The 23,458-nt window shown below is 69.4% G+C and carries 20 protein-coding genes; 11 read left to right on the top strand and 9 right to left on the bottom strand.

Annotated features, from left to right (window positions below; all coding sequences use genetic code 11):
• Positions 1–29: 29 nt before the first annotated feature.
• Both GAS53_RS41950 and GAS53_RS41945 read left to right on the top strand, forming a co-directional pair.
• Positions 30–1,838, top strand: coding sequence for a bifunctional metallophosphatase/5'-nucleotidase (locus tag GAS53_RS41950; protein WP_151483029.1), 1,809 nt, complete (start codon positions 30–32; stop codon positions 1,836–1,838).
• 91 nt (positions 1,839–1,929) lie between these two features.
• Positions 1,930–3,171, top strand: coding sequence for an LmeA family phospholipid-binding protein (locus GAS53_RS41945; RefSeq protein ID WP_151483028.1), 1,242 nt, complete (start codon positions 1,930–1,932; stop codon positions 3,169–3,171).
• A 107-nt stretch (positions 3,172–3,278) separates the two neighbouring features.
• Here the strand turns inward: GAS53_RS41945 and GAS53_RS41940 are convergent, their stop codons facing one another.
• From GAS53_RS41940 to GAS53_RS41930, 3 genes are all read right to left on the bottom strand, one after another.
• Entirely contained in the window at positions 3,279–5,354 is a 2,076-nt protein-coding gene (locus GAS53_RS41940) for a pectinesterase family protein (protein ID WP_151483027.1), read from the bottom strand.
• A gap of 235 nt (positions 5,355–5,589) precedes the next feature.
• Entirely contained in the window at positions 5,590–6,444 is an 855-nt protein-coding gene (locus GAS53_RS41935) for a hypothetical protein (protein ID WP_151483026.1), read from the bottom strand.
• Between the two features lie 302 nt (positions 6,445–6,746).
• Positions 6,747–7,589 (bottom strand): intradiol ring-cleavage dioxygenase, encoded by an 843-nt coding sequence (locus GAS53_RS41930; protein ID WP_151483025.1) that lies wholly within the window; start codon positions 7,587–7,589, stop codon positions 6,747–6,749.
• Positions 7,590–7,865: 276 nt separating this feature from the next.
• Between GAS53_RS41930 and GAS53_RS41925 the strand changes: the two genes are divergently transcribed.
• Positions 7,866–8,546 carry an RNA polymerase sigma factor gene (locus GAS53_RS41925; protein WP_151483024.1) on the top strand — a complete coding sequence of 227 codons (681 nt, stop codon included), beginning with the start codon at positions 7,866–7,868 and terminating at the stop codon, positions 8,544–8,546.
• The gene (locus GAS53_RS41920; RefSeq protein ID WP_151483023.1) at positions 8,543–9,634 is read left to right on the top strand and encodes a CU044_5270 family protein; all 1,092 of its coding nucleotides are present in this window, start codon (positions 8,543–8,545) and stop codon (positions 9,632–9,634) included. Before GAS53_RS41925 ends, GAS53_RS41920 begins: the two co-directional genes overlap by 4 nt.
• Here the strand turns inward: GAS53_RS41920 and GAS53_RS41915 are convergent.
• From GAS53_RS41915 to GAS53_RS41900, 4 genes are all read right to left on the bottom strand, one after another.
• Positions 9,631–11,103, bottom strand: coding sequence for a HAMP domain-containing sensor histidine kinase (locus GAS53_RS41915; RefSeq protein WP_151483022.1), 1,473 nt, complete (start codon positions 11,101–11,103; stop codon positions 9,631–9,633). The two genes, GAS53_RS41920 and GAS53_RS41915, sit on opposite strands and share 4 nt — an antisense overlap.
• Complete coding sequence (locus GAS53_RS41910; protein WP_151483021.1) at positions 11,100–11,831, bottom strand: response regulator transcription factor; 732 nt, start codon at positions 11,829–11,831, stop codon at positions 11,100–11,102. The genes GAS53_RS41915 and GAS53_RS41910 overlap by 4 nt, the downstream gene beginning before the upstream one ends.
• A 112-nt stretch (positions 11,832–11,943) precedes the next feature.
• Positions 11,944–12,123 (bottom strand): hypothetical protein, encoded by a 180-nt coding sequence (locus tag GAS53_RS41905; RefSeq protein WP_151483064.1) that lies wholly within the window; start codon positions 12,121–12,123, stop codon positions 11,944–11,946.
• Positions 12,124–12,206: 83 nt separating this feature from the next.
• Positions 12,207–13,337: a S1C family serine protease gene (locus GAS53_RS41900; RefSeq protein ID WP_151483020.1), complete on the bottom strand. Its 1,131-nt coding sequence runs from the start codon at positions 13,335–13,337 to the stop codon at positions 12,207–12,209.
• Positions 13,338–13,641: 304 nt separating this feature from the next.
• Here GAS53_RS41900 and GAS53_RS41895 point away from each other — a divergent pair, with 304 nt between their 5' ends.
• The gene (locus tag GAS53_RS41895) at positions 13,642–15,402 is read left to right on the top strand and encodes a trypsin-like serine protease (RefSeq protein WP_151483019.1); all 1,761 of its coding nucleotides are present in this window, start codon (positions 13,642–13,644) and stop codon (positions 15,400–15,402) included.
• Positions 15,403–15,638: 236 nt separating this feature from the next.
• Here the strand turns inward: GAS53_RS41895 and GAS53_RS41890 are convergent, their stop codons facing one another.
• Both GAS53_RS41890 and GAS53_RS41885 read right to left on the bottom strand, forming a co-directional pair.
• Positions 15,639–16,658, bottom strand: a complete 1,020-nt coding sequence (locus GAS53_RS41890; protein WP_151483018.1) for a LacI family DNA-binding transcriptional regulator — start codon at positions 16,656–16,658, stop codon at positions 15,639–15,641.
• 23 nt (positions 16,659–16,681) lie between these two features.
• Complete coding sequence (locus tag GAS53_RS41885) at positions 16,682–17,497, bottom strand: winged helix-turn-helix transcriptional regulator (protein ID WP_151483017.1); 816 nt, start codon at positions 17,495–17,497, stop codon at positions 16,682–16,684.
• 263 nt (positions 17,498–17,760) lie between these two features.
• Here GAS53_RS41885 and GAS53_RS41880 point away from each other — a divergent pair, with 263 nt between their 5' ends.
• From GAS53_RS41880 to GAS53_RS41855, 6 genes are all read left to right on the top strand, one after another.
• Positions 17,761–18,645 carry an alpha/beta hydrolase gene (locus tag GAS53_RS41880; protein ID WP_151483016.1) on the top strand — a complete coding sequence of 295 codons (885 nt, stop codon included), beginning with the start codon at positions 17,761–17,763 and terminating at the stop codon, positions 18,643–18,645.
• Positions 18,646–18,722: 77 nt separating this feature from the next.
• The gene (locus GAS53_RS41875; protein ID WP_151483015.1) at positions 18,723–18,977 is read left to right on the top strand and encodes a MoaD/ThiS family protein; all 255 of its coding nucleotides are present in this window, start codon (positions 18,723–18,725) and stop codon (positions 18,975–18,977) included.
• 7 nt (positions 18,978–18,984) lie between these two features.
• The gene (locus GAS53_RS41870) at positions 18,985–20,361 is read left to right on the top strand and encodes a hypothetical protein (protein WP_151483014.1); all 1,377 of its coding nucleotides are present in this window, start codon (positions 18,985–18,987) and stop codon (positions 20,359–20,361) included.
• Positions 20,362–20,597: 236 nt separating this feature from the next.
• Positions 20,598–21,356, top strand: coding sequence for an LmeA family phospholipid-binding protein (locus GAS53_RS41865; protein WP_151483013.1), 759 nt, complete (start codon positions 20,598–20,600; stop codon positions 21,354–21,356).
• Between the two features lie 511 nt (positions 21,357–21,867).
• Positions 21,868–22,713, top strand: a complete 846-nt coding sequence (locus GAS53_RS41860; protein WP_151483012.1) for a sulfurtransferase — start codon at positions 21,868–21,870, stop codon at positions 22,711–22,713.
• 36 nt (positions 22,714–22,749) lie between these two features.
• Positions 22,750–23,037 (top strand): DUF1416 domain-containing protein, encoded by a 288-nt coding sequence (locus GAS53_RS41855; protein WP_033324392.1) that lies wholly within the window; start codon positions 22,750–22,752, stop codon positions 23,035–23,037.
• The last annotated feature ends 421 nt before the right edge of the window (positions 23,038–23,458 follow it).

Below are 23,458 nucleotides of genomic sequence, written 5' to 3'. Positions count from 1 at the left end.
CAGATCTCAGCAGACCCACAGGGGGGCACATGCCAGCCAAACCTCATCCGTACCGCCGCAGACGTCGCACCACTCGCCTCCTCGCGGCCGCCGCGGGTGTCGCCACCGTCGGCGCCCTGATCGCCGCGCTGCCGGCGTCCGCGGGCGAGACGGCGAAGAAGCCCGGCCATCAGTGGCCCGGCCGCTACCAGGACGTTCAGCTGCTGTCCTTCAACGACCTGCACGGCAACCTGGAGCCGCCGACCGGCTCCTCCGGCCGGGTCACCGAGCTCCATGAGGACGGCACCACCAAGACGATCGACGCGGGCGGTGTCGAGTACCTGGCGACGCATTTGCGCCAGGCCCGCGACGGCAACAAGTACTCGATCACCGCGGCCGGCGGCGACATGGTCGGCGCGTCCCCGCTGATCTCCGGGCTCTTCCACGACGAGCCCACCATCGAGGCGCTGAACAAGCTGGACCTCGACGTGACGAGCGTCGGCAACCACGAGTTCGACGAGGGCGCCAAGGAGCTGGCCCGCCTGCAGAAGGGCGGCTGCCACCCGGTCGCCGGCTGTTACGTGGACGGCGAGACCTTCGAGGGCGCGAACTTCCCGTTCCTCGCGGCGAACGTCCTGAACGAGAAGACCGGCAAGCCGATCCTCAAGCCCTACTGGGTGTGGAAGAAGAACGGCGTCAAGGTCGGCTTCATCGGCGTGACGCTCGAGGACACCCCGGGCGTCGTCTCCGCCGAGGGTGTGAAGGGCCTCAAGTTCAAGGACGAGGTCGAGACGATCAACAAGTACGCCAAGGTGCTGGAGAGGCAGGGCGTCAAGTCGGTCGTCGCGCTGATCCACGAGGGCGGGCTCCCGGCCTCGGCGGCGTACAACTACGACTGCGACTCTCCCAGTGGCGGCGACGGCATATCCGGCCCCATCGTGGACATCGCCAAGAACATCACGCCGAAGGTCGACGCGCTGGTCACCGGCCACACCCACGCCGCGTACGCGTGCACGATCAACGACCCGTCGGGCAAGCCCCGTACGGTCACCTCGGCCGCGGCCTTCGGGCGGCTCTACACCGACACGACGCTGACGTACGACCGCTGGACCGGCGACATCTCCCGGACGGCCGTCGCCTCCGCGAACCACGTGGTGACGCGGGACGTGCCCAAGGCTCCGGACATGACCGAGCTGATCGCCAAGTGGAACACCCTCGCCGCGCCGATCGGCAACAAGCCCATCGGGTACATATCGGGTGATATCTCGAATGTCGGCACCGAGTCCCCGATCGGCGACCTGATCGCCGACGCGCAGCTCGCGTACGGCAAGGAGCTGGACCCGGAGACCGATCTCGCGCTGATGAACCCGGGCGGTATCCGCGTGCCCCTCACCTACGCGGCCAAGGGCACCGAGGGCGACGGCGTGGTGACCTACGCCGAGGGCTTCGCGGTCCAGCCGTTCGCCAACACGGTGAACCTGCAGGACTTCACCGGCGCCCAGCTCGTCCAGGTGCTGAAGGAGCAGGTCAGCGGCACGAACGCGGCCTCACCGAAGGTGCTGCAGATCTCCGCCGGGCTGACCTACACGCTCGATCTGACGAAGGCCGGCGCCGACCGCGTCGTCACCGACTCGATCAAGCTGAACGGTGCCGCCATCGACCCGGCCGCCACCTACCGCGTCGCGACGAACAGCTTCCTCGCGGGCGGCGGCGACGGCTTCACCACCCTCGGCCAGGGCACGAACGACCTGGTGGGCGGCGACGACCTGGCGGCCCTGGAGAAGTACCTGTTGGCCAATTCGTCGGCCGCGAACCCGATCGCACCGCCGGCGGCGAACCGCATCACCGTCGTGAAGTAGCCACACGGTAACGGCAAGCTGTCCGTGAGGTAGATCGCAAACAGGGGATCTGAGTTGCGGGTGGGGTTGGTACGCATGGTCGAATCAAACGATGCGTACCCCCCACCCGACCGCCACGCATTCCCCACCGAATCCCTACGACGATCTGGCCGCCCTCGACGACGGACCTCTGGAGGACTTCCTCCACGAAGGGCCCGACGTGGTCGAGAGGGCCGAAGAGGAGACGGAGTGGGCTCCGCCCAACCACCGCCGCTCCCGCGGCCGCCGGGACTCCGGAGCCCGTAGCGGCCGCCGAACCCGTCGCCGCCGAAGTCCCCTCGCCGGACTGCCCCTTGCCGTGAAGGCGGTCATCGGCATCCTCGTCCTCGCCGCCTTCCTCGGTCTCGGCGACCGCTGGGCGCTCCTGTACGCCGAGCGCACGGCGGCCGACAAGGTCAAGGACCAGCTCAACCTGAGCGCGGCGCCCGAGGTCGAGATCAGCGGCTTCCCCTTCGTCACGCAGGTCCTCGACAACCGGATCGACTCCGTGTCGGTCACCGTCCCGGACGTGGCGGCGGACCGCGTCTCCCTGGCGAAGGTCTCGGCCACGGCCACCGGCATACGGGTCGACGGCGGCCCGACCTCCATACGCGGCGCCCGGATTCCGGAGCTGAACGGCGAGGTGCTGCTCTCCTTCGAGGACCTGAACCGTGAACTCGGCGCGTCCCAGGTCACGTTCAGCGGTCACGGCGGCGACGAGGTGCGGGCGCGCGGCACGCTGCCCGTCGCCGGGCACGATCTGCGGGTGCGGGCCGACGCGCGGATCCGGCGGGACGGCGACCGCGGCATCTCGACGGAGGTCGGCGGCATGCGCCTGGACCTCGGCGACCTGGCCACCTTCCGTCCCGGCACCCGTGAGTCCGAAGGCCTGCACCTGACCCGCAAGTCCGCGGCGCGCCTCGCGAAGGAGCAGCGGAAGGCCAAGGAGCTGCTGAACGTGCCGTCGATCGCGAAGCGGCTCGGCGTGCCGGACTCAGCGGTCCGGGAGGCGCTGAGCGACGACACCAAGTTCGAGGAGTTCACCGGCTCGCCGCGCTTCACCGGTCAGCTGATGAAGGTCAACCTCATCGACCTCGCCGTGCAGAACCCCGAGATCCTCAAGCGCCTCGGTTTCGACCTGGCCCTCCTCGACGGCCTCTCCCGCCTCACCCGCCCCGCCCTCGTCGACCGCCTCTCCATCGGCTTCCGCCTCCCGAAGCCTCCGAAGGGCGAACTGCGACTGCGGGACGTTCGGGTGGAGAAGGACGGGATCAGGGTGCGGGTGACGGGCCGGGACATGGCCATCGGCAAGTAAGGAGCCCTCTCGGCCGCGTTACGCACGGCCGAGCCCATGAGTGGCCCGGCTGGGGAGCGGCCGTCGGCTCGCGCTCCCCAGCCGGACGAGTGTCGGCCGGTGTGGCGTCAGGCGGCCGGGGTCCAGTTGCCCAGCCAGTCCGCGACCTCCTGGCCGGTGGCCTGGGCGTCGGTCAGCTGCGGGCGGTTGCTGCTCGCGGCGCCCGCGCCGGGGCCGGTGTTCTTGTACTCGGCGAAGCGGTCGTCCTTCCAGGAGAAGCCGCCCATGTCCGACCACGGGGTCGACTTGATCGCGCTGCTCAGCGTGGAGTTGCGGACGGTGGCCTGCGGGTCGAGGGCCGCGTCGCCGCCCGCGTGCCAGTTGCGGCCGAGGAAGAAGCTCCCGGCGGACACGTCACCGTTCACTACGGAGCGGTTGATGAGGATGCCCTTGCGGTCGGCCGCGGTGCTGGGGGCGGTGATGTACCCCGCCGAGGTGCCGTTCCAGCGCTTCTTCAGGGTGATGACGGACTGGTCGATCACCGCGGTGGCGCGGCCGAAGATGAAGTCGACGTTGCCGCTGACGTAGGAGTTGGTGACGTAGACCCGGCCGAGTTTGTCCTTGGCGGCGGTGTCCAGCAGCAGGGTGTCCTGGTCGCCGTCGACGATGAGGCTGTCGAGGAGGACCTTGTCGGCGGCGGTCCGCAGGGCGACGGCCTGGTGACCGTTCAGGCTCTGGTTCCCGGCCTCGTCGAAGTCGTTGGAGACGGTCAGGTTGCGGGCCTGGAAGTCGTCGGCCTCGACGGCGACGGTGGCGCTGCCGCTGGTGCCGTACGTGCCGCCGCCGGGCTTCGGCGTACCGGCCGCGTTGTTGAAGACGATGACCGTGTCCTTGCGGCTGGCGCCCGTGCCCTGGATGGTCACGTGCGGCTTGTTCGACGGGACCTTGACCGTCTCGCGGTATGTGCCGGGCTTGACCGCGATCACGACGCGCGAGGGGTTGTTCGCGGGCACGGCGTCGACGGCCGCCTGGACGGTCCTGTACGTGCCGGAGCCGTCCTTGGCGACCGTGAGGGTCGTGGCCTTGGTGCTCACCGCACCCGCCGTGCTCGCCGTACCGATCGCGGCGCGCGGTCCCGTACCTGCCTTGAGCAGCGCGGGCACGTCGGCCGTCTTGTCGAGCGTGTAGCCGTAGTACGTCTTCGGATCGAAGGCCGTGCCGCCGCTCTCATTGCGGCCGCTGGTACCGGAGAAGGTGTTGCCGCGCTGGACGAGGGCGGCGGTGGAGTCCTTGGTGACGGGGTTGTTCATGCCCTGGAAGTAGCTGTTCTCCAGGACCATCTTCGTCCTGCCGCGGGAGTAGTTGCCGTAGGACGACTTGATGGTCGTACCCGGGTCGTCCTGCAGGTAGTTGTTGTAGAGGTGCGCGTGGGCCGCGTTGTCCGTGGACGGGTTGCGCTGCTCGGTCTCGCGGAACCAGTTGTGGTGGATCGTGATGTCGGTGACGACGTTCTCGGTCCAGCCGATGCCGAAGGTCTTGTTGTTGTCGCTCAGCTTGTTCCAGGACACCGTCACATTGGTGCTGTCCTTGCGGACGTCGATGAGCCCGTCGGCCATGTGCCGCAGATCGTTGTGGTCGATCCACACGTGGTGGGCGCCGTCCATCTGGACCGCGTCGAAGTCGTGGTCCTTGTCGTTCCAGACGCCCTGGTAGGAGTCGCGGATCGTCAGGTTCCGGATGATGACGTTGTGCACGCCGGTGCCGAGGAAGAAGCCGCCGCCGACGATCTGCCCGGAGGTCCCCGAGCCCACGATCGTCTTGTCGGAGGCGACCTTGATCTCCTTGCCGACCGGGTTCATGTTGATCGTCCCGGCCACGACGATGACGTACGGCTCCGCGGCGGTCGCGTACTTCTCCAGGTCGGCGAGCGTCTTCACGGTGACGGTCTTGCCGTCCCGGCCGCCGTACGTGCCCTTCTGGCCCTTCGCGTCGACCGAGGCGAAGCCGTCGGCGACGTCGGCGGCCCAGGCCGGGGCGGCGGTCGCCGAGGCCGCCGCGGAGGCCTTCGGCTCGGCGTCCTCGCCGAAGACACCGAAGGCGCCGCCGTAGGCCATGGCACCGGCGGCGCCCAGGGCCAGCGGCACGCCGACGACCACGGCGGTCCTGCGTCTGCGGTGGCGGGCCTTGCTGCGGTTCTCACTCACGGGGGGCTTCCGTTCAAGTCTGTGGAGGGTCAGGTCACTTGATTCGGGAGTCAAGTCACCTGCCTGTCGCCGCCCGGGGGGAAAAGGTTGCCGGACCTTTCGTGGGGAGTGGGCCGCCGCGGAGGGCTGCCGGGACATGGACGCGCCTCCGTCCCGGGAGGGGGGAGGGGACGGAGGCGCGTGCTGGGGGGAGAGAGAGGGCGTGGGTGCCCGGTGGCCGGAGCCAAGTGGTCGGTCAGGCGCAGGTCTTGGGATCCAGCTTTTCCTCGATCTTGTCCTCACGGCCGTCCGGCTGGCCGTTGGGGAGGAGCTTGTCGGAGGTGCCGTCGATGTAGTACCCGTACGAGTAGATCGTCTGGTAGCCCCGGTCGCGCCAGCTGTGCACGGTCACGTCGCCGTCACCCTTGTTCCACTGGTAGTCCTCGACGTAGAAGATCGGGTTCACGCGCACCACACGCTGGTACGGCGTCCACGTCACGGCGACCTGGGTGCACGGCGGAATGGTCTTCTCGCTGCGGCGCTCGAACTTGGACTCCTTCTCCCAGCCCCACTCGTAGGTGAAGCTGCCGCCCGCAGTGCCCGAGAAGATGCTCTTGGCGGCGGAGAGGCTGATCGAGGCACCGACGCTCTTCTTGGCGAACGTCTTCGTGCTGTAGCTGCTGACGAAGGTCTCCTTGTCGTCCTTCGAACCCCGGTTGCCGATCCACGGCGAGGTGCGGACCGTCTCGCCCTTGGTCGACCAGGTCGAGGCCTGCGCGTTGCCGCACCAGCCGCGGAAGAGCTCCCAGTCTCCGGCGGGCTTCCACAGCCCGAACACGTCCCGGTGGTACTCGTCCTTGGTCTTGAACTCGCCGGTCCGGACGTTGAGGGCGCCGTAGACCCCCGTCAGGCTCGTCTCCTGGTTGCAGAGCCGCTCGATCATCAGATCGGTGTTGCCGGGGTCCGTGCCCCGGATGTTGGTCGCGCCGGCCGGACCGCCGCCCGCCGCGTGGGAGGTGCCGGCGCCGGCGATCAGACCGGTCACGGCGAGGGCGGTGGACGCGGTGACCAGGGCGCCCTTCTTGAAGGCCGACTTGAGCAGGGGTCGCACGATGAGCTCTCTTCCGGAGGGGGACGGAACCCGGCGGCGCAGAGACACGCGAGATGCACGAGATGCGCGCGGCCGCCGGTGGCTGAACAAGCAGCGAACCCGGCGGACGTCACAGAGGCATCACGGTTCGATCAGAGACGTCTCAGAAAATCCACGGGATCTCCCTGCCCGCAGGGATCCTGACAGCCGCGCACGGCACCCCACCTCGGTCTTTCGGCCGACCGGGCCGACCGGGCAGCCCTTGAGGCCTGGCTGTTCGGCCGATTACCCGCCGTGGGCGGCTCGTTGTACGTACGGGACACCTACACCGGCACCGTGAGGGTGGCCGTGTACCCCTTCTCGACGCTGCCTTCCATCGTCGCCAGCTGCTGGTCGTAACCGTCGCTGAAGATGCCGTCGGTCTCCAGGGAGAGCTGGCTCATGGTCTGGATGCTGCCCTCGTAGCCGTCCGTCGCGTACACGGTGTCGCAGACGTCCTTCGGGAGGGCGAGCTGCGAAGTGGCCGTGATGGACGTGGCGTTGGTGGCGTCCTCCAGGCTGCCGTAGACCTCGAAGTGGATGTGCGGCCAGCGGCCCGTGTAGCAGGCAGGGAAGATGCTCGTGAACGTGACCTGGCCCTTGGCGTCGGTCTCCTGGACGCCCCGCAGGTAGTTCTCCTCGGTGACGCCCTCGGAGTAGAGCGAGTAGTTGCCGTCCCGGTCGCAGTGCCAGACGTAGACCGCCGCGCCCTCCTTGGGCGTATCGCAGCCCGAGGCGGCGTCCACGACGGTGAGGGTGACGGTCAGCGGGATGCCTTCCGCCTTGCCGCTCGCGGAGCCGAAGCTGGAGGTTATGTCCTTGCGGACGACACCGCTCTCCTTGAGGACGTTCACCCCGTTCGAGCCGTCGCCGGGGAACGGGCCTGCCGTCTCGCCGGGAATCGTCTCGCAGTCGGCGCCGGAGGTCCCCGAGGATGCGGCGGAGGACGAGGAGGCGGAACCGGACGAGGAAGAGGCCGAGGAGGCCGCGCCGCCCGAGTCGTCACTGCTGCATCCCACCAGCGGCACCAGGCTCGCACCGGCCAGCAGCCGGATCATCTTGCGGCGGTGAAGGGTGGGCAGGTCGAAGGAGAGACCCTTGTCGTGGTCGTGCAGTTCTTCGCTCATGGCTGCTCGCCTGTGCCCTGTCTGTGTCTGTGTCGCCCGTTGATTGAAAGTGAGAGTAGGCGCACTTTCTGTGGGGCATCCAGAGGAAAGCTGTGGGCTTCCTGGGTGCCTGTGGTGTCGTTACTCCTCCGGACTCCTCCGGCCTTCGCGGCGGGCGTCTTCGGCGCGAGCGTGGCCGCGACCGCGCGGGTAGCGAGGAGGAGGGCGAAGACATGTGACGCACCTCACGGGAAGGCGGCCCCCGGTGCCGTACAGCTCATAGAGGTGACCACTCATATGCGAACCCGGGTGCGGGCCGGGGATTCGAGCGCGTTCGCCGAGCTCTTCGACAGTTACGCCCGCGCGGTCTACAACCATGCGTTCCGGCTGACCGCGGACTGGTCGACGGCCGAGGACGTGATGGCCGCGACCTTCATGGAGGCGTGGCGGCTGCGGGACAAGGTCGACCCGGAGGGCGGCTCCCTGCGGCCCTGGCTGCTGGGCATCGCCACCAACACCGCGCGCAACCAGTTCCGCAGCAACCGCCGCTACCGCCGGGCCGCGAGCGCCGCCGCCGCGGCCGAGATCTCCGTGCCCGACCACGCGGAGGAGGTCGCCGACCGCGTCGACGACCGGCGGCGCCTCGCCACCGCCCTCACCGCGCTCGCGGCCCTGCGCAGACCCGAGCGCGAGGTCATCGCGCTCTGCCTGGGGGAGGGCCTGGACTACGAGGCCGCGGCGGAGGCGCTCGGGATTCCCGTCGGCACGGTTGCCTCCCGGCTCTCCCGGGCCCGTAAGAAGCTGCGCGCGCTCGCCGAGGCAGCGGAAACCCAACTCGCCCGCCCCGCAGCCGAGTCGGTCGATGTCCGTGCGGCCCTCAAAGAAAGCCGTCGAAAACGGGAAGGCCCCCACCCCGCTCGACAGATAAGAGGCGATCACGCAAACGCGATCCGGCCCGCACAGGAAGGAAACCGATGAACGCGAACACGTCCCGGCAGAACCCTGCCGAGTGGGAGCAGGACGCACAGCTCCTTTCCCAGACGGCGCGTGACCTGCCGTCGGGCCGTCACCAGTTCCACAAGGAGCGCATGATGGCCCAGATCCAGCAGCTTCAGCAGGCAGAGCCCACTTCGGCCCCGGCGAAGGTACGCCGCTCGCGGCTGCTGCCGCGCCCCGCCATCGCCCTGCCCGCGATGGCCGTCGCCCTCACCGCGGCCGTCGTCGGCGGCGTTGTGATGAACGACGGCGGAGGCGTCCGGGACGGCGGCGGAGTCGCCACCGGACCGGCGCTGACCACGGACATCGGTGCCGCGACCACCAAGGGCGTGCCCCAGCTGCTCGACCAGATCTCACTGGCGGCGGCCGAAGGCGACCACCCGACCGTCAAGCCCGGCCAGTACATTTACATCGAGTCCATGGTCGCTGACACCTTCCTGAAGACCGTCGACGACAAGACCACCCTGGCCAGCCACGAGCTGCACCGCCGTCAGATCTGGGAGTCCCCGGACGGCACCAAGGGCTGGCTCATCGATCCCGCGGTCAACGACGGCCCGGAGGGCGAGACCCTCAGCCTCCCCGACGAGCAGGGCAACCCCATCGAGGCCGGCCTGGCCCCCTCGTACGATTACCTGGCCAAGCTGACCACCGACCCCGACAAGCTCCTGGCCAGGATCTACAAGGAGACCAAGGGCCAGGGCAACTCCCCCGACCAGCAGGCGTTCACCACCATCGGCGACCTGCTCGGTGAGAGCTACCCGCCGGCGGAGCTGTACTCGGCCCTGTTCAAGACCGCCGCGAAGATCCCGGGCGTCGTGGTCGTGAACGACGCCGTGGACGCGGCGGGCCGGCACGGGGTCGCCGTCGCCCGCCTCGACGAGACCAGCGGCCAGCGCGAGGAGTGGATCTTCGACAAGAAGACCCATGTCTTCCTGGGCGAGCGCGTCGTTCAGGTGAAGAAGAACACCGGCGTCGAGGCCCTCATGAAGCCCGGCACCGTGGCCTTCACCAGCGCCGTCATGGACCGGGCCATCGTCGACGGCATCAAGCAGACGCCGCAGGGCCGTTAGCCCGTAGCGTCCACCATGTCCAGCGCGGGCGGTGGTGTGGGAGCGCCGGGCAACCGGATCGTCGCGACCGTGCCGCCGCCCTCGGCCGGGCTCAACGCCACGTCGCCGCCCGCCTGTTGGACGGTGCGCGCCACGATGGACAGGCCGAGGCCCGAGCCCGGGAGCGCCCGGGCGTTCGGTGAGCGCCAGAAGCGGTCGAAGACGTGGGGGAGTTCGTCGGCGGGGATGCCGGGGCCGTGGTCCCGTACGGTCAGTTCGCCGTCCTTGAGGGCGACGTCGATCGTGCCGCCCTCGGGGCTGAACTTCACCGCGTTGTCGAGGATGTTCACGATGGCCCGCTCCAGGGCGGTGGGCTCCGCCCGGACGAACCAGGGGTCCACGTTCGCCGTGATCGTCAGCTCCGGGCCGCGCAGGCGTGCCCTTCGCAGGGCCGCCTCCACGGTGTCCTGCAGCGCGACCACCTGCACGCGGTCCGCCGGCGTCCCCGCGTCCGAACGCGACAGAGTCTGCAAGTCACCGATCAGCGCGGCCAGTTCGGTCATCTGCGCCTTGACGGAGGCGAGCAGCGCCTTGCGGTCCGCCTCCGGGATGGGCCGGCCCGTCTCCTCACTGCGGGTGAGGAGCTCGATGTTCGTACGGAGGGAGGTGAGTGGCGTGCGAAGTTCGTGACCGGCGTCGGCGATGAGCTGCTGCTGCAGCTCCCGGGAGTTCGCCAGCGAGGCGGTCATCGAGTTGAAGGAACGGGAGAGCCGGGCGACCTCGTCCTCACTGTCTTCCTCGACGGGGATGCGGATGGTGAGGTCTTCGGTTCGGGCTACGTGTTCTACGGCGGCGGTGAGCTTGTCGACGGGCCGGAGTCCGGCGCGGGCCACGGCGAGGCCTGCGGCTCCGGCGCCCAGGACTCCGATCCCGGAGACGAGGAGCAGGATCAGGGCGAGGTCGTTGAGGGTCTTCTCGGTGTCCTTGAGCGAGACGCCGACCATCAGCGCGACGTCGGGGTAGGGCTGAACTGCGGGGCCGAAGCCCACCATGAGGGGGAGGGTCCGCACCCGTACGTTGTTGCCGTCCGTGTCGGTGGTGTTGTGGAAGGTGGGGTCGTCCAGGGCGGGGTCCGTTGCCACTTGCTTGTCCTCGGCCGTGGTCTTCATGACCCCCGCGGAATTGGCGGAGACACACGCGGTGCCATCCGACTGCACCACCTGCAGGTAGTAGTTCCTGGGCTGCAAGCCGTCGGGCGACTCGGGCACAGCCTTCGGACAGGCGGCCAGCAGTGCCGTGATGTCTTCTTCCTTCAGCCTGAAGCTGGCGGAGCCGAGCTGTGTGTCCACCTGCTCGTACAGCTTCCCCTGCACGATGAACCAACAGGTGACCGAAACCGCTGCCACCCCGAACGCCACCGCCGCCGCAACCAGCAACGCCAAGCGCGAGCGAATCGGCAATGCCCGGAACCGGCGTACTACCTTCCTCACTCCGCCCCACCCGACCGCAGCACATACCCCACACCCCGCACCGTGTGGACGAGGCGCGGCTCGCCGCCTGCCTCGGTCTTCCGGCGCAGGTACATCACATACACATCAAGGGAGTTGGAGGACGGCTCGAAGTCGAAACCCCACACCGCCTTCAGGATCTGCTCCCTGGTGAGGACCTGGCGGGGATGGGCGAGGAACATCTCCAGCAGGGTGAACTCGGTGCGGGTCAGCTCGACGGAGCGACCGCCCCGCGTCACCTCGCGCGTCGCGAGATCCATGCGCAGGTCGCCGAAGGTGAGCGCGTCGTCCGCCGGGACCCCGACCGACGCGGCGGCGTACGAGCTGCGCCGCAGCAGGGCCCGTACGCGGGCGAACAGCTCGTCGAGCTCGAAGGGCTTGACCAGGTAGTCGTCGGCGCCGGCGTCGAGGCCGGTGACACGGTCGCCGACCGTGTCGCGAGCCGTCAGCATGAGAATCGGCGTCGTCGTGCCCGCGCCGCGCAAGCGGCGCGCGGCGGTCAGGCCGTCCATCCGCGGCATCTGGATGTCGAGGACGACGAGGTCGGGCCGGTACGCGGTGGCCTTCTCCAGGGCGTCCGCGCCGTCGACGGCCACCTCGGTGTCGTAACCCTCGAAGGCGAGGCTGCGCTGGAGTGCTTCGCGCACGGCCGGCTCGTCGTCGACGATCAGGATGCGCTGGGGTTCACGGTCGCCTTCGGCGGAGCTCATCGCGGTCGGTTCCTCGGGGTGCGGTGGGACGTGGTCGGGGCGCTTTCAGCCTCGCACGTTTCAGGACTGTCTCGTAAAGCCTGATGGGCTCGTAAAGCCGCTGAGGCCGGGATCAGCCTCGTACGGTACGACGGGAGCGGGCGGCACCCCGTCGGGCGCTGCGCGGGGCCGCGGCGGCGGCCACCTCGGGCGCGCGCGGCGCCGGCGCGTGGAGTGCGTACGCCACCTCGACGGCCAGGGCGAACCCGGCCGGGTCGGCGCCCGCGACGGTGTGGGAGACGTTCTTGATCATCATGTCGACTCCAGGGGTCAGCTCAGGTCAGGTGCAGGTCAGCTCGGGGCGGGTTCAGGGTCCGGTCAAGGTCCGGCTCAGGGTCAGCTGTCGGAACCGCCGGCCCGCAGGGAGGCCAGGTCGGACTTCACGGTGTTGATCGGGATGGAGAAGCCGAGTCCGACGCTGCCGGCGGTCGACGACGTGGCGTCCGCGGCCGAGTACATCGCGGAGTTGATGCCGATGATGTTGCCGTTCATGTCGATCAGCGCACCGCCGGAGTTGCCCGGGTTGAGGGAGGCGTCGGTCTGGAGCGCCTTGTACGTCGTCGTGGACGAACCCGTGTCGCCGTTGAACTCCTGTCCGCCGAACTCGAACGGCCACTGGCCCTGGCCACCCTGGCCCTGACCCTGGCTCTCGTCCGTGGAGACGGTGACGTCCCGGTCGAGCGCGGAGACGATACCGCTGGTGACGGTGCCGGTCAGGCCCTCGGGGGAGCCGATCGCCACGACCTCGTCGCCGACCTTCACGCCGTCGGAGTCACCGAGCGTCGCGGCCTTCAGACCGGACGGCGCGTCCTCCAGTTTGATCAGCGCGAGATCCTTCTTGCTGTCGGTGCCGACGACCGTCGCGGTGTACGACTTGCCGTTGCTCAGCTGCACCTTGATCTCGGAGGCGCCGGAGATCACGTGGTTGTTGGTGATGATCTCGCCGCCGGTCGTGATGATCACGCCGGAACCGGTGGACCGACCGGCGTTCGAGGTGGCGCTGATCTCGACGATGCTCGGGCTGACCGCCTGCGCGACCCCGGCGACGGTGCCCTTCTGGCTGGTGGGTACGACACTCGTGCTGGTGCTGCTGCTCGCCACGGTGTCGTTGCCGGTCAGCTCCTGGAAGGCGTACGCGGTACCGCCGCCCACAGCTGCGGCGGCAATCGCGACGGCGGCCAGCAGCGCCAGCGGACCCTTGGCGCGCCTGCGAGGAGCGGCGGCGGGAGCGGAGGAGACGGGCTCGGTGAGGAGAGCCGTGGCGGCCGTGGGAGCGGCGCCCTGCTGCGCCGGTTCGTACGCCGGCGGGGGCGGCCACTCCGGGTTCACGGAGGAGGTCGAGGGGGAGACGGCGGGGGAGTCCGAGTACGCGGACTGGGACTGCTGCTGCGCATCGCCCTGCGCAGACGCGTTCTGCTGCTGATCGCCCTGGGGGTACTCGCCGCTGCGGCGGAAGCTCTCGGTCATGACTCAGAGCTTGTCGCCCGTCCATGAGAGCTCCCTGAGTGCTCCCTGAGAAGCCCGACAGAACCGCGTATGCCCGATATAAAGCCGCCGGGGCCCGCTGAATATCGTGGCCGGAGCCCGCTGAATATTGCGGCCGAGGCCCGCTGAGTTCGGTGAAACACGGGGTTGCCGCACGGTGTTGTGACGGAAGCGGTGGGCGAACACTTGTCTGACCCCTGTGAAGGCAGTGTGCAACGAGGTTTGAGGGGCGCAACCTTGGTGGGTTCACGACACACCACCAACATCACCACCTCAGGAGCCCTGAGTGATACGTGCCCTGCGCGGCCGATGGAGACGTCCCGTCACGGCGTTCCCCGCGGCCGCTCTCGCGCTGGCGCTGAGTTGCGCCGGCGTTCTCGCGGCCCAGCCCGCGACCGCGGCGGAGGACCCCACCGGCGGTCTGCCCGACGCGAACCTCTCGCAGCCCGTGAAGCCGGCCGCCTCCGCCAAGGAGCTGCGCGACCGGATCGTCGACGCCGCGAAGGCGACGGGCGAGACCCCGGACGAGGCCTCGCCCAGCAAGTCCCCGTTCATCATCGGCGGCGGTGAGACCACCATCGCCACTGCCCCGTGGATGGTCCAGCTCGGCTACTCCGACCCGGCCGGCGGCAACGGCTACTTCTGCGGCGGCACCCTGGTCGCCCCGAACAAGGTCCTCACCGCCGCCCACTGCGTCGCGGGCCTGGACTGGGTGGGCAACGGCGCGGTCCTGGCCGGCACCACCGACCTCGACGACTACGCCACCGGCACCGCCGCGGGCGTGCTGCGCCAGTGGACGCACCCCCGCTACAACGACGACACCGCGCAGAACGACATTGCGGTCCTCACCCTCGACCGCCCGCTGCTGAACCAGCAGTGGCTGCGCCTGGCCGCGTCCGACGACAGCGCGCTCTACACGCCCGGCACCACCGGCACCGTCTACGGCTGGGGCCTGACCTCCGGCGCCGAGGGCGCCACCCTCTCGGCGAAGCTGAAGAAGGCGAGCCTGCCGCTGGTCGCCGACTCGACCTGCGACAGCGCGATGCGGTCGGTCGTCGGCCAGGACTACTTCATCGCCGGCTCGATGACCTGCGCGGGCACCCCCGCCACCGGCGCCGACGAGGGCACCAACAGCCCCTGCAACGGCGACTCCGGCGGCCCGCTGGTCGTCGGCAACAAGATCGTCGGCATCGTCTCCTGGGGCGTCGCGGGCTGCACGGGCAAGGGCGCGTACCCGGTCTTCACCAAGGTCAGCTCGTACACCTGGGCGGCCCAGCCGCGCATCGACGACGCCGACCTGTCCTACGACGGCCGCGCCGACCTGCTGGCCCGCACGCCCTCGGGCGGCCTCTTCCAGCAGGACAGCAGGGGCACCTCGCTCGCGCAGCGCGCCTACCAGGGCAACGGCTGGCAGACCGCCACCTGGGCCATGCAGGCGGACCTGGACCGGGACTACTACCAGGACCTGATCATCCGCGACAAGACCGACGGCAAGCTGTACCGCAGCTACCTGGATCACGCCGCCGGCGACTGGGCCTGGATGCAGATCAGTACGGTCTGGGGCGGCTACAAGTCGTACGCCATCCCCGGCGACATGACCGGCGACGCCCGCCCGGACCTCCTCGCGGTGGACGCCGACGGCTCGGTCTACCTCTACCCGGGCCGCGGCAACGGCCAGTTCCACGGCAAGGTCAAGGTCGTCAACGGCGCCTGGAAGGGCGTCAGGATCTTCGGCCACGGCGACCTCTCCGGCGACGGCAAGCCCGACCTCCTGGTCCGCTCCACGGACGGCACCCTGTGGCTCTACCGCGGCACGGGCAAGCAGACGACCCCCTGGTTCACCCGCATCAAGGCCCGTACGGGTTGGAACTTCACGTCGTACGTGGCGAACGGCGACGTAACGGGTGACGGCACAGCCGACATCATGGCCCGCGACTCGGCCGGCACCCTCTGGCTCTACCGGGGCACAGGCAAGGCCTCAACGGACTTGTTCGCCTCACGAACCAGCTTGGGCACGGGCTTCAACCAGTACAACTTGCTGTTCTAGAAGTCCCAGAGCATGCGCCGGCCTCTGCAACTGCGCGGGGGCCGGCGTGCCCCTCAGGGGCGCGGGGCCGTGACATTTGCGGCTCCGCCGCGTGGGCGCGACCAGCCACAACTGCCTTAGGGGCGCGGGGCTGTATCGATATGCGGCTCCGCCGCGCGTGCGCGACCGACCACAACTGCCTTAGGGGCGCGGGGAACTGCGCGACCAGCCACAACGCACCCGCACCTGCCAACGAACTAACAGCCGCAGGACCTACGCACAACCAATCGCGACGGAAACAACTTCAACCGCTCCCGCCGAGCGCCAGCGACCCGCACCCCGTCATCCAGCACAAGATCAACCGCCGCCCGAGCCATCGCAGACCGATCGCTCGCGATCGTGGTGAGCGGCGGATCAGTCAACGCCGCTTCCTTGATGTCGTCGAATCCGGCAACAGCCAGCTCCCCCGGCACATCAATGCGAAGCTCGCGCGCGGCCCGCAACAGCCCGACCGCCTGGTCATCCGTGGAACAGAAGATCGCCGGCGGCCGATCGGGCCCCGACAACAGCTCAAGACCGACCTTGTACGCGTCGTACCGGTTGTAGGGCGCCTCGAAGACGCGCCCCTCGGTCGACCGCCCGGCCTCCCGCATCGCACGCCGCCACCCCTCGATGTGGTCGGAGACGGGGTCACCGACGGTGGGGGTCTCCGCGACGCCGCCCAGACAGGCGACGTACTCGTAACCGTGCTCCAGAAGATGACGGGTGGCGAGCTGCGCGCCGCCTATGTCGTCCGTGACGACCGCGACGTCGTCGATGGCCTCGGGCCGCGCGTGCATCAGCACCACCCGGGCGTCCCACGCCTCGATCTCGGCGGCCGCGTTGTCGTTGAGCGCATTGCTGACGAGGATGAGCCCCGAGACCCGCATACCGAGGAAGGCCCGCAGATAGTGGACCTCGCGCTCGCCGATGTAGTCGGAGTTGCCGACGAGCACCATTTTTCCGCGCTCGGACGCGGCCTGTTCGACCGCGTGCGCCATCTCCCCGAAGAAGGCCTGGCGCGCGTCCGGCACGATCAGGCCTATGAGGTCCGTACGCCGCGACGCCATGGCCTGGGCGACCCGGTCCGGCCGGTACCCCAGCTCCTTGATCGCGGCGAGGACACGCTCGCGCGTGGCCGGGGCGACCGGCCGGGGTCCGTTGTTGATGACATAGCTGACGACGGCGGTGGAAGTACCCGCCAGTCGCGCCACGTCATCCCGAGTCACCTTGGCCACGCGCGGAGTCTACGCGGATGGACCTACCTCTGTGCAGGTCGTACGGGTTCCTGTGCCTCCACCGTGACCTCGCCGGTGTCGGTGGCGTCCAGGTGTGCCGACTCGTCCGCATCGTCCGGCTTCGGCTGGGCCGCCTTGGCCTTCGCCTCGTCCGCGACGCGGTCCACCTTCTCCGGCGTGACGAATCGGTACCCGACGTTCCGGACGGTCCCGATCAGCGACTCGTGCTCGGGTCCGAGCTTCGCCCGCAGCCGTCGTACGTGCACGTCGACGGTCCGCGTGCCACCGAAGTAGTCGTAACCCCAGACCTCCTGGAGGAGCTGGGCGCGGGTGAAGACGCGACCGGGGTGCTGCGCCAGATACTTCAGGAGCTCGAACTCCTTGAAGGTCAGGTCCAGGACCCGGCCCTTGAGCTTGGCGCTGTAGGTCGCCTCGTCCACCGAGAGATCGCCGTTGCGGATCTCCATGGGGGAGTCGTCGTTGACGATCTGCTGCCGGCCCATGGCGAGCCGGAGACGGGCCTCGACCTCCGCGGGACCGGCGGTGTCGAGCAGGACGTCGTCGATGCCCCAGTCGGCGGTGACGGCCGCGAGACCGCCCTCCGTGACGACGAGGATGAGGGGACAGCCGGGCCCGGTGGACCGCAGCAGCTGGCACAGGCTGCGGACCTGAGGCAGGTCACGCCGCCCGTCGATCAGGATGACGTCGGCACCAGGGGTGTCGACGAGAGCGGGGCCCTCCGCCGGAGCCACGCGCACGTTGTGCAGCAGCAGGCCGAGGGCGGGAAGCACCTCCGTCGACGGCTGAAGGGCATTGGTCAGGAGCAGCAGAGAACTCATCGCGCCCCACCTGCCTGGGTCGTCCTACGGTTGTGCACGGTTCGCTCGCCCATAACGTCTGGTTCCTCCTCGGTCCCTGCGAGGACGTTTGCGGCACTGCTTGTTCTGTTGCGGCCCCCGCGCCCCTGGGCGCCGCAGCTGCGCTCACCTCGTAACTTTCACGTCGGAGCGTCGTATACAGCGTTCGTATACAGCGCTCCAGAAAGCGCAAAAGGACCCGGGGGCTACGCTGCCCGAGTCCTCTGCCCAGCAGAATAGCCCACATGAACCTTGGTCCGGCAGGTCATGTGACCCGATCTTTGATTCGTCCACGCCTTGAGACAACCCTGCGGCCACCTCTGCGGAGATCTCTGCGCACGGTCGACGGGGTCACGATCGACGCTGCGTACGACCCCGGAAGGGCCACGTCCGACACGTCCGGAAACCCGTCCGGTGACATCTCGGGCGACCTCGCCATTGTCGTCGCGCACGGCTTCACGGGCGACCTGGAGCGGCCTCACGTACGGCGGGCGGCGACCGCCTTCACGCAGTACGGGGCGGTCGTGACGTTCTCCTTCCGGGGACACGGGGCCTCCGGCGGGAGCTCCACGGTCGGCGACCGCGAGGTGCTCGATCTGGCGGCGGCCGTCGAGTGGGCGCGAGAGCTCGGTCACACCCGGGTGGCGACCGTCGGGTTCTCGATGGGCGGCTCCGTGGTGCTCCGGCACGCGGCCATCAACTCGGCCGGTGGTGAGGAGCACGAGGGGCGCACGGGAGCGCATACGGACGCGGTGGTTTCGGTGAGCGCACCCGCTCGCTGGTACTACCGGGGTACGGCCCCTATGCGGCGCCTGCACTGGCTGGTAACCCGCCCGGTCGGCCGTGCCGTCGGCCGCTACGGCCTGCGCACCCGCATCCACCACCGCGAGTGGGACCCGGTCCCCTCCTCCCCGGTGGAGTCGGTCCCCTTGATCGCGCCCACTCCGCTGCTGATCGTCCACGGTGAGCTGGACGGTTACTTCCCCGTGGACCACCCGCGGATGCTGGCCGAAGCGTCCGACGGGCACGCGGAGCTGTGGCTGGAGGCGGGGATGGGCCACGCGGAGAACGCGACGGACGACGAGCTGCTGGCCCGTATCGGGGACTGGGCCGTGGCGCACGCGGGCTAGCCTGGGCGGTGTTCGACCCCCATTTCTTGATGTGTTTGATGATCCATTTTCTGATCGACCATTGATCGAGGAACCAGATGGCAAAGGGCACGGTGCGTTACTGGGCCGCCGCCAAGGCCGCCGCCGGCGTCGCCGAGGAGCCGTACGAGGCGGAGACCCTCGCGGAGGCGCTCGACGCGGCACGCGAGCGACACCCCGGCGAACTCGTCCGTGTCCTGCGGCGATGCTCGTTCCTCATCGACGGTGACCCCGTGGGCACCCGCGGACATGAGACGGTACGGCTGGCCGAGGGCGGCACGGTCGAGGTGCTCCCGCCGTTCGCAGGAGGGTGACGGGCACATGAGCAACCAGCCCTACGAGGGGAACGGGTCGCACCAGGGGTACGACCCGTATCAACAGCAGCAGCAGTCCGGGTGGCCCGGACAGCAGCAGCCGTACGACGACCCCGCCGACCAGCAGCAGTACACCCAGCAGTGGGAGGGCCAGACCTGGGAGACCCAGGTCCAGCCACCGGTCGCGCCCGCGACGGACACGGCGTATCTGCCCTCGCAGGCGCCGCAAGCTCCACAGACGCCGCAGGGTCCGGGAGAGGCGGCGTACGGCGCTCAGTACGGGGCGGGGACGCAGTCGCAGTACTCGTCGGCCCAGTACGGGGCCCCGTACGGCGTTGTGGGGCAGCCGATGCCGGCGGGGACGGGTTGGGACCAGGGCAGTCATCAGGCGCAGGCTCAGGGCTACCAGAGCCAGGGTGGTCATCAGGCGCAGGCCCAGGCACAGGGCTACCCGGGCCAGGGCGGTCATCAGGGTCAGGGCTACGGAACCGTCGCTCCCACCCCCGCGCCTACGCCCGCGCCTACGCCCGCGCCCACGCCCGCATCGGCACCGGCGTCCGCACCCGCCTCAGGCGAAGCCGACCCCGCTCCCGGCTACGGTCCGCCCACCATCACCGGCAACTCCCGTGTCACCGACGCCCAGCGGGCCCGTGCCGAGGGGCGTTCGCCGATCATCGAGCCCGGCGGGCAGCCGGCCGCGCTGACGGCGGTACTCGGGCTGCTGCTCGCCGTGGGGGCGGCCGCCGGGGAGTACGCGCTGGTCGTGCCGCTCGTGATCCTGCAGGCCGTGACCGCGGCGGGCTGGTTCCGGCTGAACGGGATGTGGCCCGCGCGTCAGGGCATCGCGCTCGCCTTCGCGGGTGCCCTGACCGCAGATGTCGTACTGCTCGTGGCCGGGCGGGAGAACGCGCCCGCCGCGATCCTCGGCACGCTGGGTGTCTGGGTCCTGCTGACCTTGGTCCTCCAGCTTCGCAGCCACGCGGATCCCGACGAGCGGATGTACGGGCTGATGGCCACGGTCGCCTCGGCGGCGCTGGCGATCGTCGCGGCGGGGCACCTGGGGGCGGAGCCGGATGCGGTGACGGTGGGCGGGGTGGCGGTCGCGGTGGCGATGCTGGCCCGTGCGCTCCCTCTCCCCACCCCGGCCTCGGTGGTCGTGGCCCTGCTGGCGGCGGCGGGAGCGGGCGTCATGATGGGCGCGCTGACCGATCTCGGCGCCTCCGGGGCCCTCCTCGGCGCCGGGGCCGCCGTCTGCGCCCTCATCGGCCACCGGGTCGCCAGCTACGACTACCCGTCCCGCTTCGTCCACTTCACGGCAGGAGTGGCCCTGCCTTTGGCGGCAGCGGCGCCGGCGATCTACTTGCTCGGCCGGGCGCTGACCTGACGTACTCAGCCCGTCCGGCGTTTGAGGACGAGGCCGTTCAGGCCGATAGCGGGGTCTGGGGGCGCAGCCCCCAGGGGACGGGAACGGGTAGGGGCGGCGGGGGCGAAATCCCTCCCGGCCCCAGCCCCACCCCCTGTTACAGCTGATCCACAACCTCCCCCGTTCCCCCGGCCGGAGGCCCCCGCAGGGTTACCCTCGCGCTCAGACGACCGCCAAGGTGGGGGAACACCGAACACATGCGAGCACTACGAATACTTCTGATCGTGACCGTCATCCTCGGCGGACTCTTCGTCATCGCCGACCGCGTGGCCGTGGGCTTTGCGGAGGACGAGGCTGCGGACAGGCTGAAGGCCAACGAGGGCCTGGCCAGCACCCCGGACGTGTCGATCAAGGGCTTCCCGTTCCTCACGCAGGTGGTCGGCGGTGAACTGGACGAGGTGGAGGTCGGCATCAAGAACTACGAGGCCGACACGAGCGGCACGGGCGGTGCAAGCACCGGCACCGCCCCGGACAAGATCCGTATCGACAACCTCACCGCCCAGATGCGAGGCGTCGCGTTCTCCGGCGACTACAGCTCCGCGAAGGCCGCCTCCGCCACAGGCACGGCCACGATCTCGTACACCGAACTCCTCAAGGCGGCCAAGGCCGAGCCGGTGGACGTCGCGAGCGGAGTCACCGCCCAGGTCGTCGGCCTCTCCGACGGCGGCAACGGCAAGATCAAGGTCGAGGTGGAGGCCACCGTGCTCGGCACGAAGCTGCCCCGCCCGGTCTCCGTGCTCAGCTCGGTCAGCGTCAAGGGCGACACCGTCGAGGTGCAGGCCGACTCCCTCCCCAACCTGGGCGTCCAGCTCGCCGAGGACAGGGTCCGGCTGATCACCGACTTCCAGCAGAAGATCGACGGCCTGCCGGGCGGCATCAAGCTCGACAAGGTCGAGGCGGCCGAGAACGGCGTCGACATCGGGGTGAAGGGTTCGGACGTCAACCTCGTCGGGTAGGGGTTCAGGGCGCCCGGCGGACGGGACGGGGAACCGCCCGGGGACAGGTCTGCGGGCAGCTTCGCGGAGTGGTACGCGATCGAGTGACCGTCCGAGAAGTGAGACGAGCCCGTCCGTAGAGCAGATGTGCGAGTGATGTGATGAGGGCGACGGCCGCCCCGGGGCCGGGCGGAAGCAGCAGCGGCAGCCTATCCATCCCACATTGCGGACGATCGCGTCTCAGCATGCGACACGCCGGTGACATGCCCGCCTGTCCGTCCCTACGATCGAGACCATGACGCAACAGGCGGACTTCACGAAGCGGCGGGCAGTAGACCTGTGCCGCGTCGCCGCCATGCTCTGTCGCACTTTCTGAGCGGAAGCGTCCGTACTTCCGCGAGCCGGGCCCTACGACCTCTCTTGTCGGGGCCATCCCTGCGCCGCGTACGCCATCGCAGCCCTGATCCGAGCGCGTACCCGCACCCCTTTCTGACGCACCGCCCCGCCGCAACTGCCCCGGAGGAGAACGAGCATGAGCCGCAGCGACGTCCTGGTAGACGCCGACTGGGTCCAGGAGCACCTGGACGACCCGAACGTGGCCGTCGTCGAGGTCGACGAGGACACGTCCGCGTACGAGAAGAACCACATCAAGAACGCCATTCGGATCGACTGGACCAAGGACCTCCAGGACCCGGTCCGCCGTGACTTCATCGACCAGGCCGGCTTCGAGACGCTCCTGTCGGAGAAGGGCATCGCGAACGACACCCTGGTCGTCCTCTACGGCGGCAACAACAACTGGTTCGCGTCCTACGCCTACTGGTACTTCAAGCTGTACGGCCACGAGAACGTGAAGCTTCTCGACGGCGGCCGCAAGAAGTGGGAGCTCGACTCCCGCGACCTGGTCGACGGCTCGCAGCTGCCCGAGCGTGCCAAGACCGAGTACAAGGCCAAGCCGCAGGACACCTCGATCCGTGCCTTCCGTGACGACGTGGTCGCCGCGATCGGTTCGCAGAACCTGGTCGACGTGCGCTCGCCCGACGAGTTCAGCGGCAAGCTGCTCGCCCCGGCCCACCTGCCGCAGGAGCAGTCGCAGCGTCCGGGCCACGTCCCGTCCGCCCGCAACATCCCGTGGTCGAAGAACGCCAACGACGACGGCACCTTCAAGTCGGACGACGAGCTCAAGGAGCTCTACGCCGAGGAGCAGGTCGACCTCGCCAAGGACACCATCGCGTACTGCCGTATCGGTGAGCGTTCCGCGCTGACCTGGTTCGTGCTGCACGAGCTGCTCGGCGTCGAGAACGTCAAGAACTACGACGGCTCGTGGACCGAGTACGGCTCCCTCGTCGGCGTGCCGATCGAGCTCGGCGCCAACAAGTAACCCAAGGCCAGAAGGACTGAAGGACGGAATCGAAATATGTGTGGAGCGAAGGCCGGCGGCCCCGACGCCTCGACGATCAAGCCCGGTGAGACCACCATCCAGGGTCAGGTGACCAAGGACGGCGAGCCCGTGGTGGGCTACGTGCGCCTCCTGGACTCGACCGGCGAGTTCACCGCGGAGGTCCCGACCTCGGCGACCGGACAGTTCCGCTTCTACGCGGCCGAGGGCACCTGGACCGTCCGCGCCCTCGTCCCCGGCGGCACCGCCGACCGCACGGTCGTCGCCCAGACCGGCGGCCTGGCCGAGGTCGCCATCGCCGTCTGAGCGGTTTAGCTCGATCGTGTGATGGTCGGCTCGCAGGCTTGCGATGCCCTGGGCCGATCGGGTTAGCGTCGCTGTGCGACTCGGGATTTGAGTGCGGCGCTGGCGTGCGGGGCCCCTGTTCCACCGGAGTGATGGTTCAGGGCCTCCCCGTCGCCTCTGGCCGTATCCACATGACCGGGTCGCGCAGGGAGCTGGCCTCTTGGGATCGGACCACGCACAGGATGTGTGTCGCCGCCCCAGGGCTGAGTACGCCGGTGACCAGTGCGCCCAAGACCGTTCGGGGCGTGCGGCTGATCGGGACTCGTTCTCGCTCAGTCTTCAGGAACGGTTGGACGCCACCTGTTGATAGTGCGGCCCTTCGCCGCGCGAGGCGCCTCTGGTGGAAGGGGCCCTTCGGCGCACCCCCGCACGGGGGTGCGCC

Source organism: Streptomyces albicerus (assembly GCF_008905045.1).
Classification (GTDB): Bacteria; Actinomycetota; Actinomycetes; order Streptomycetales; family Streptomycetaceae; genus Streptomyces; species Streptomyces albicerus.
The sequence above is the reverse complement of the archived record's forward strand: the minus strand, read 5'-3'. Positions and strand labels throughout refer to the sequence as shown.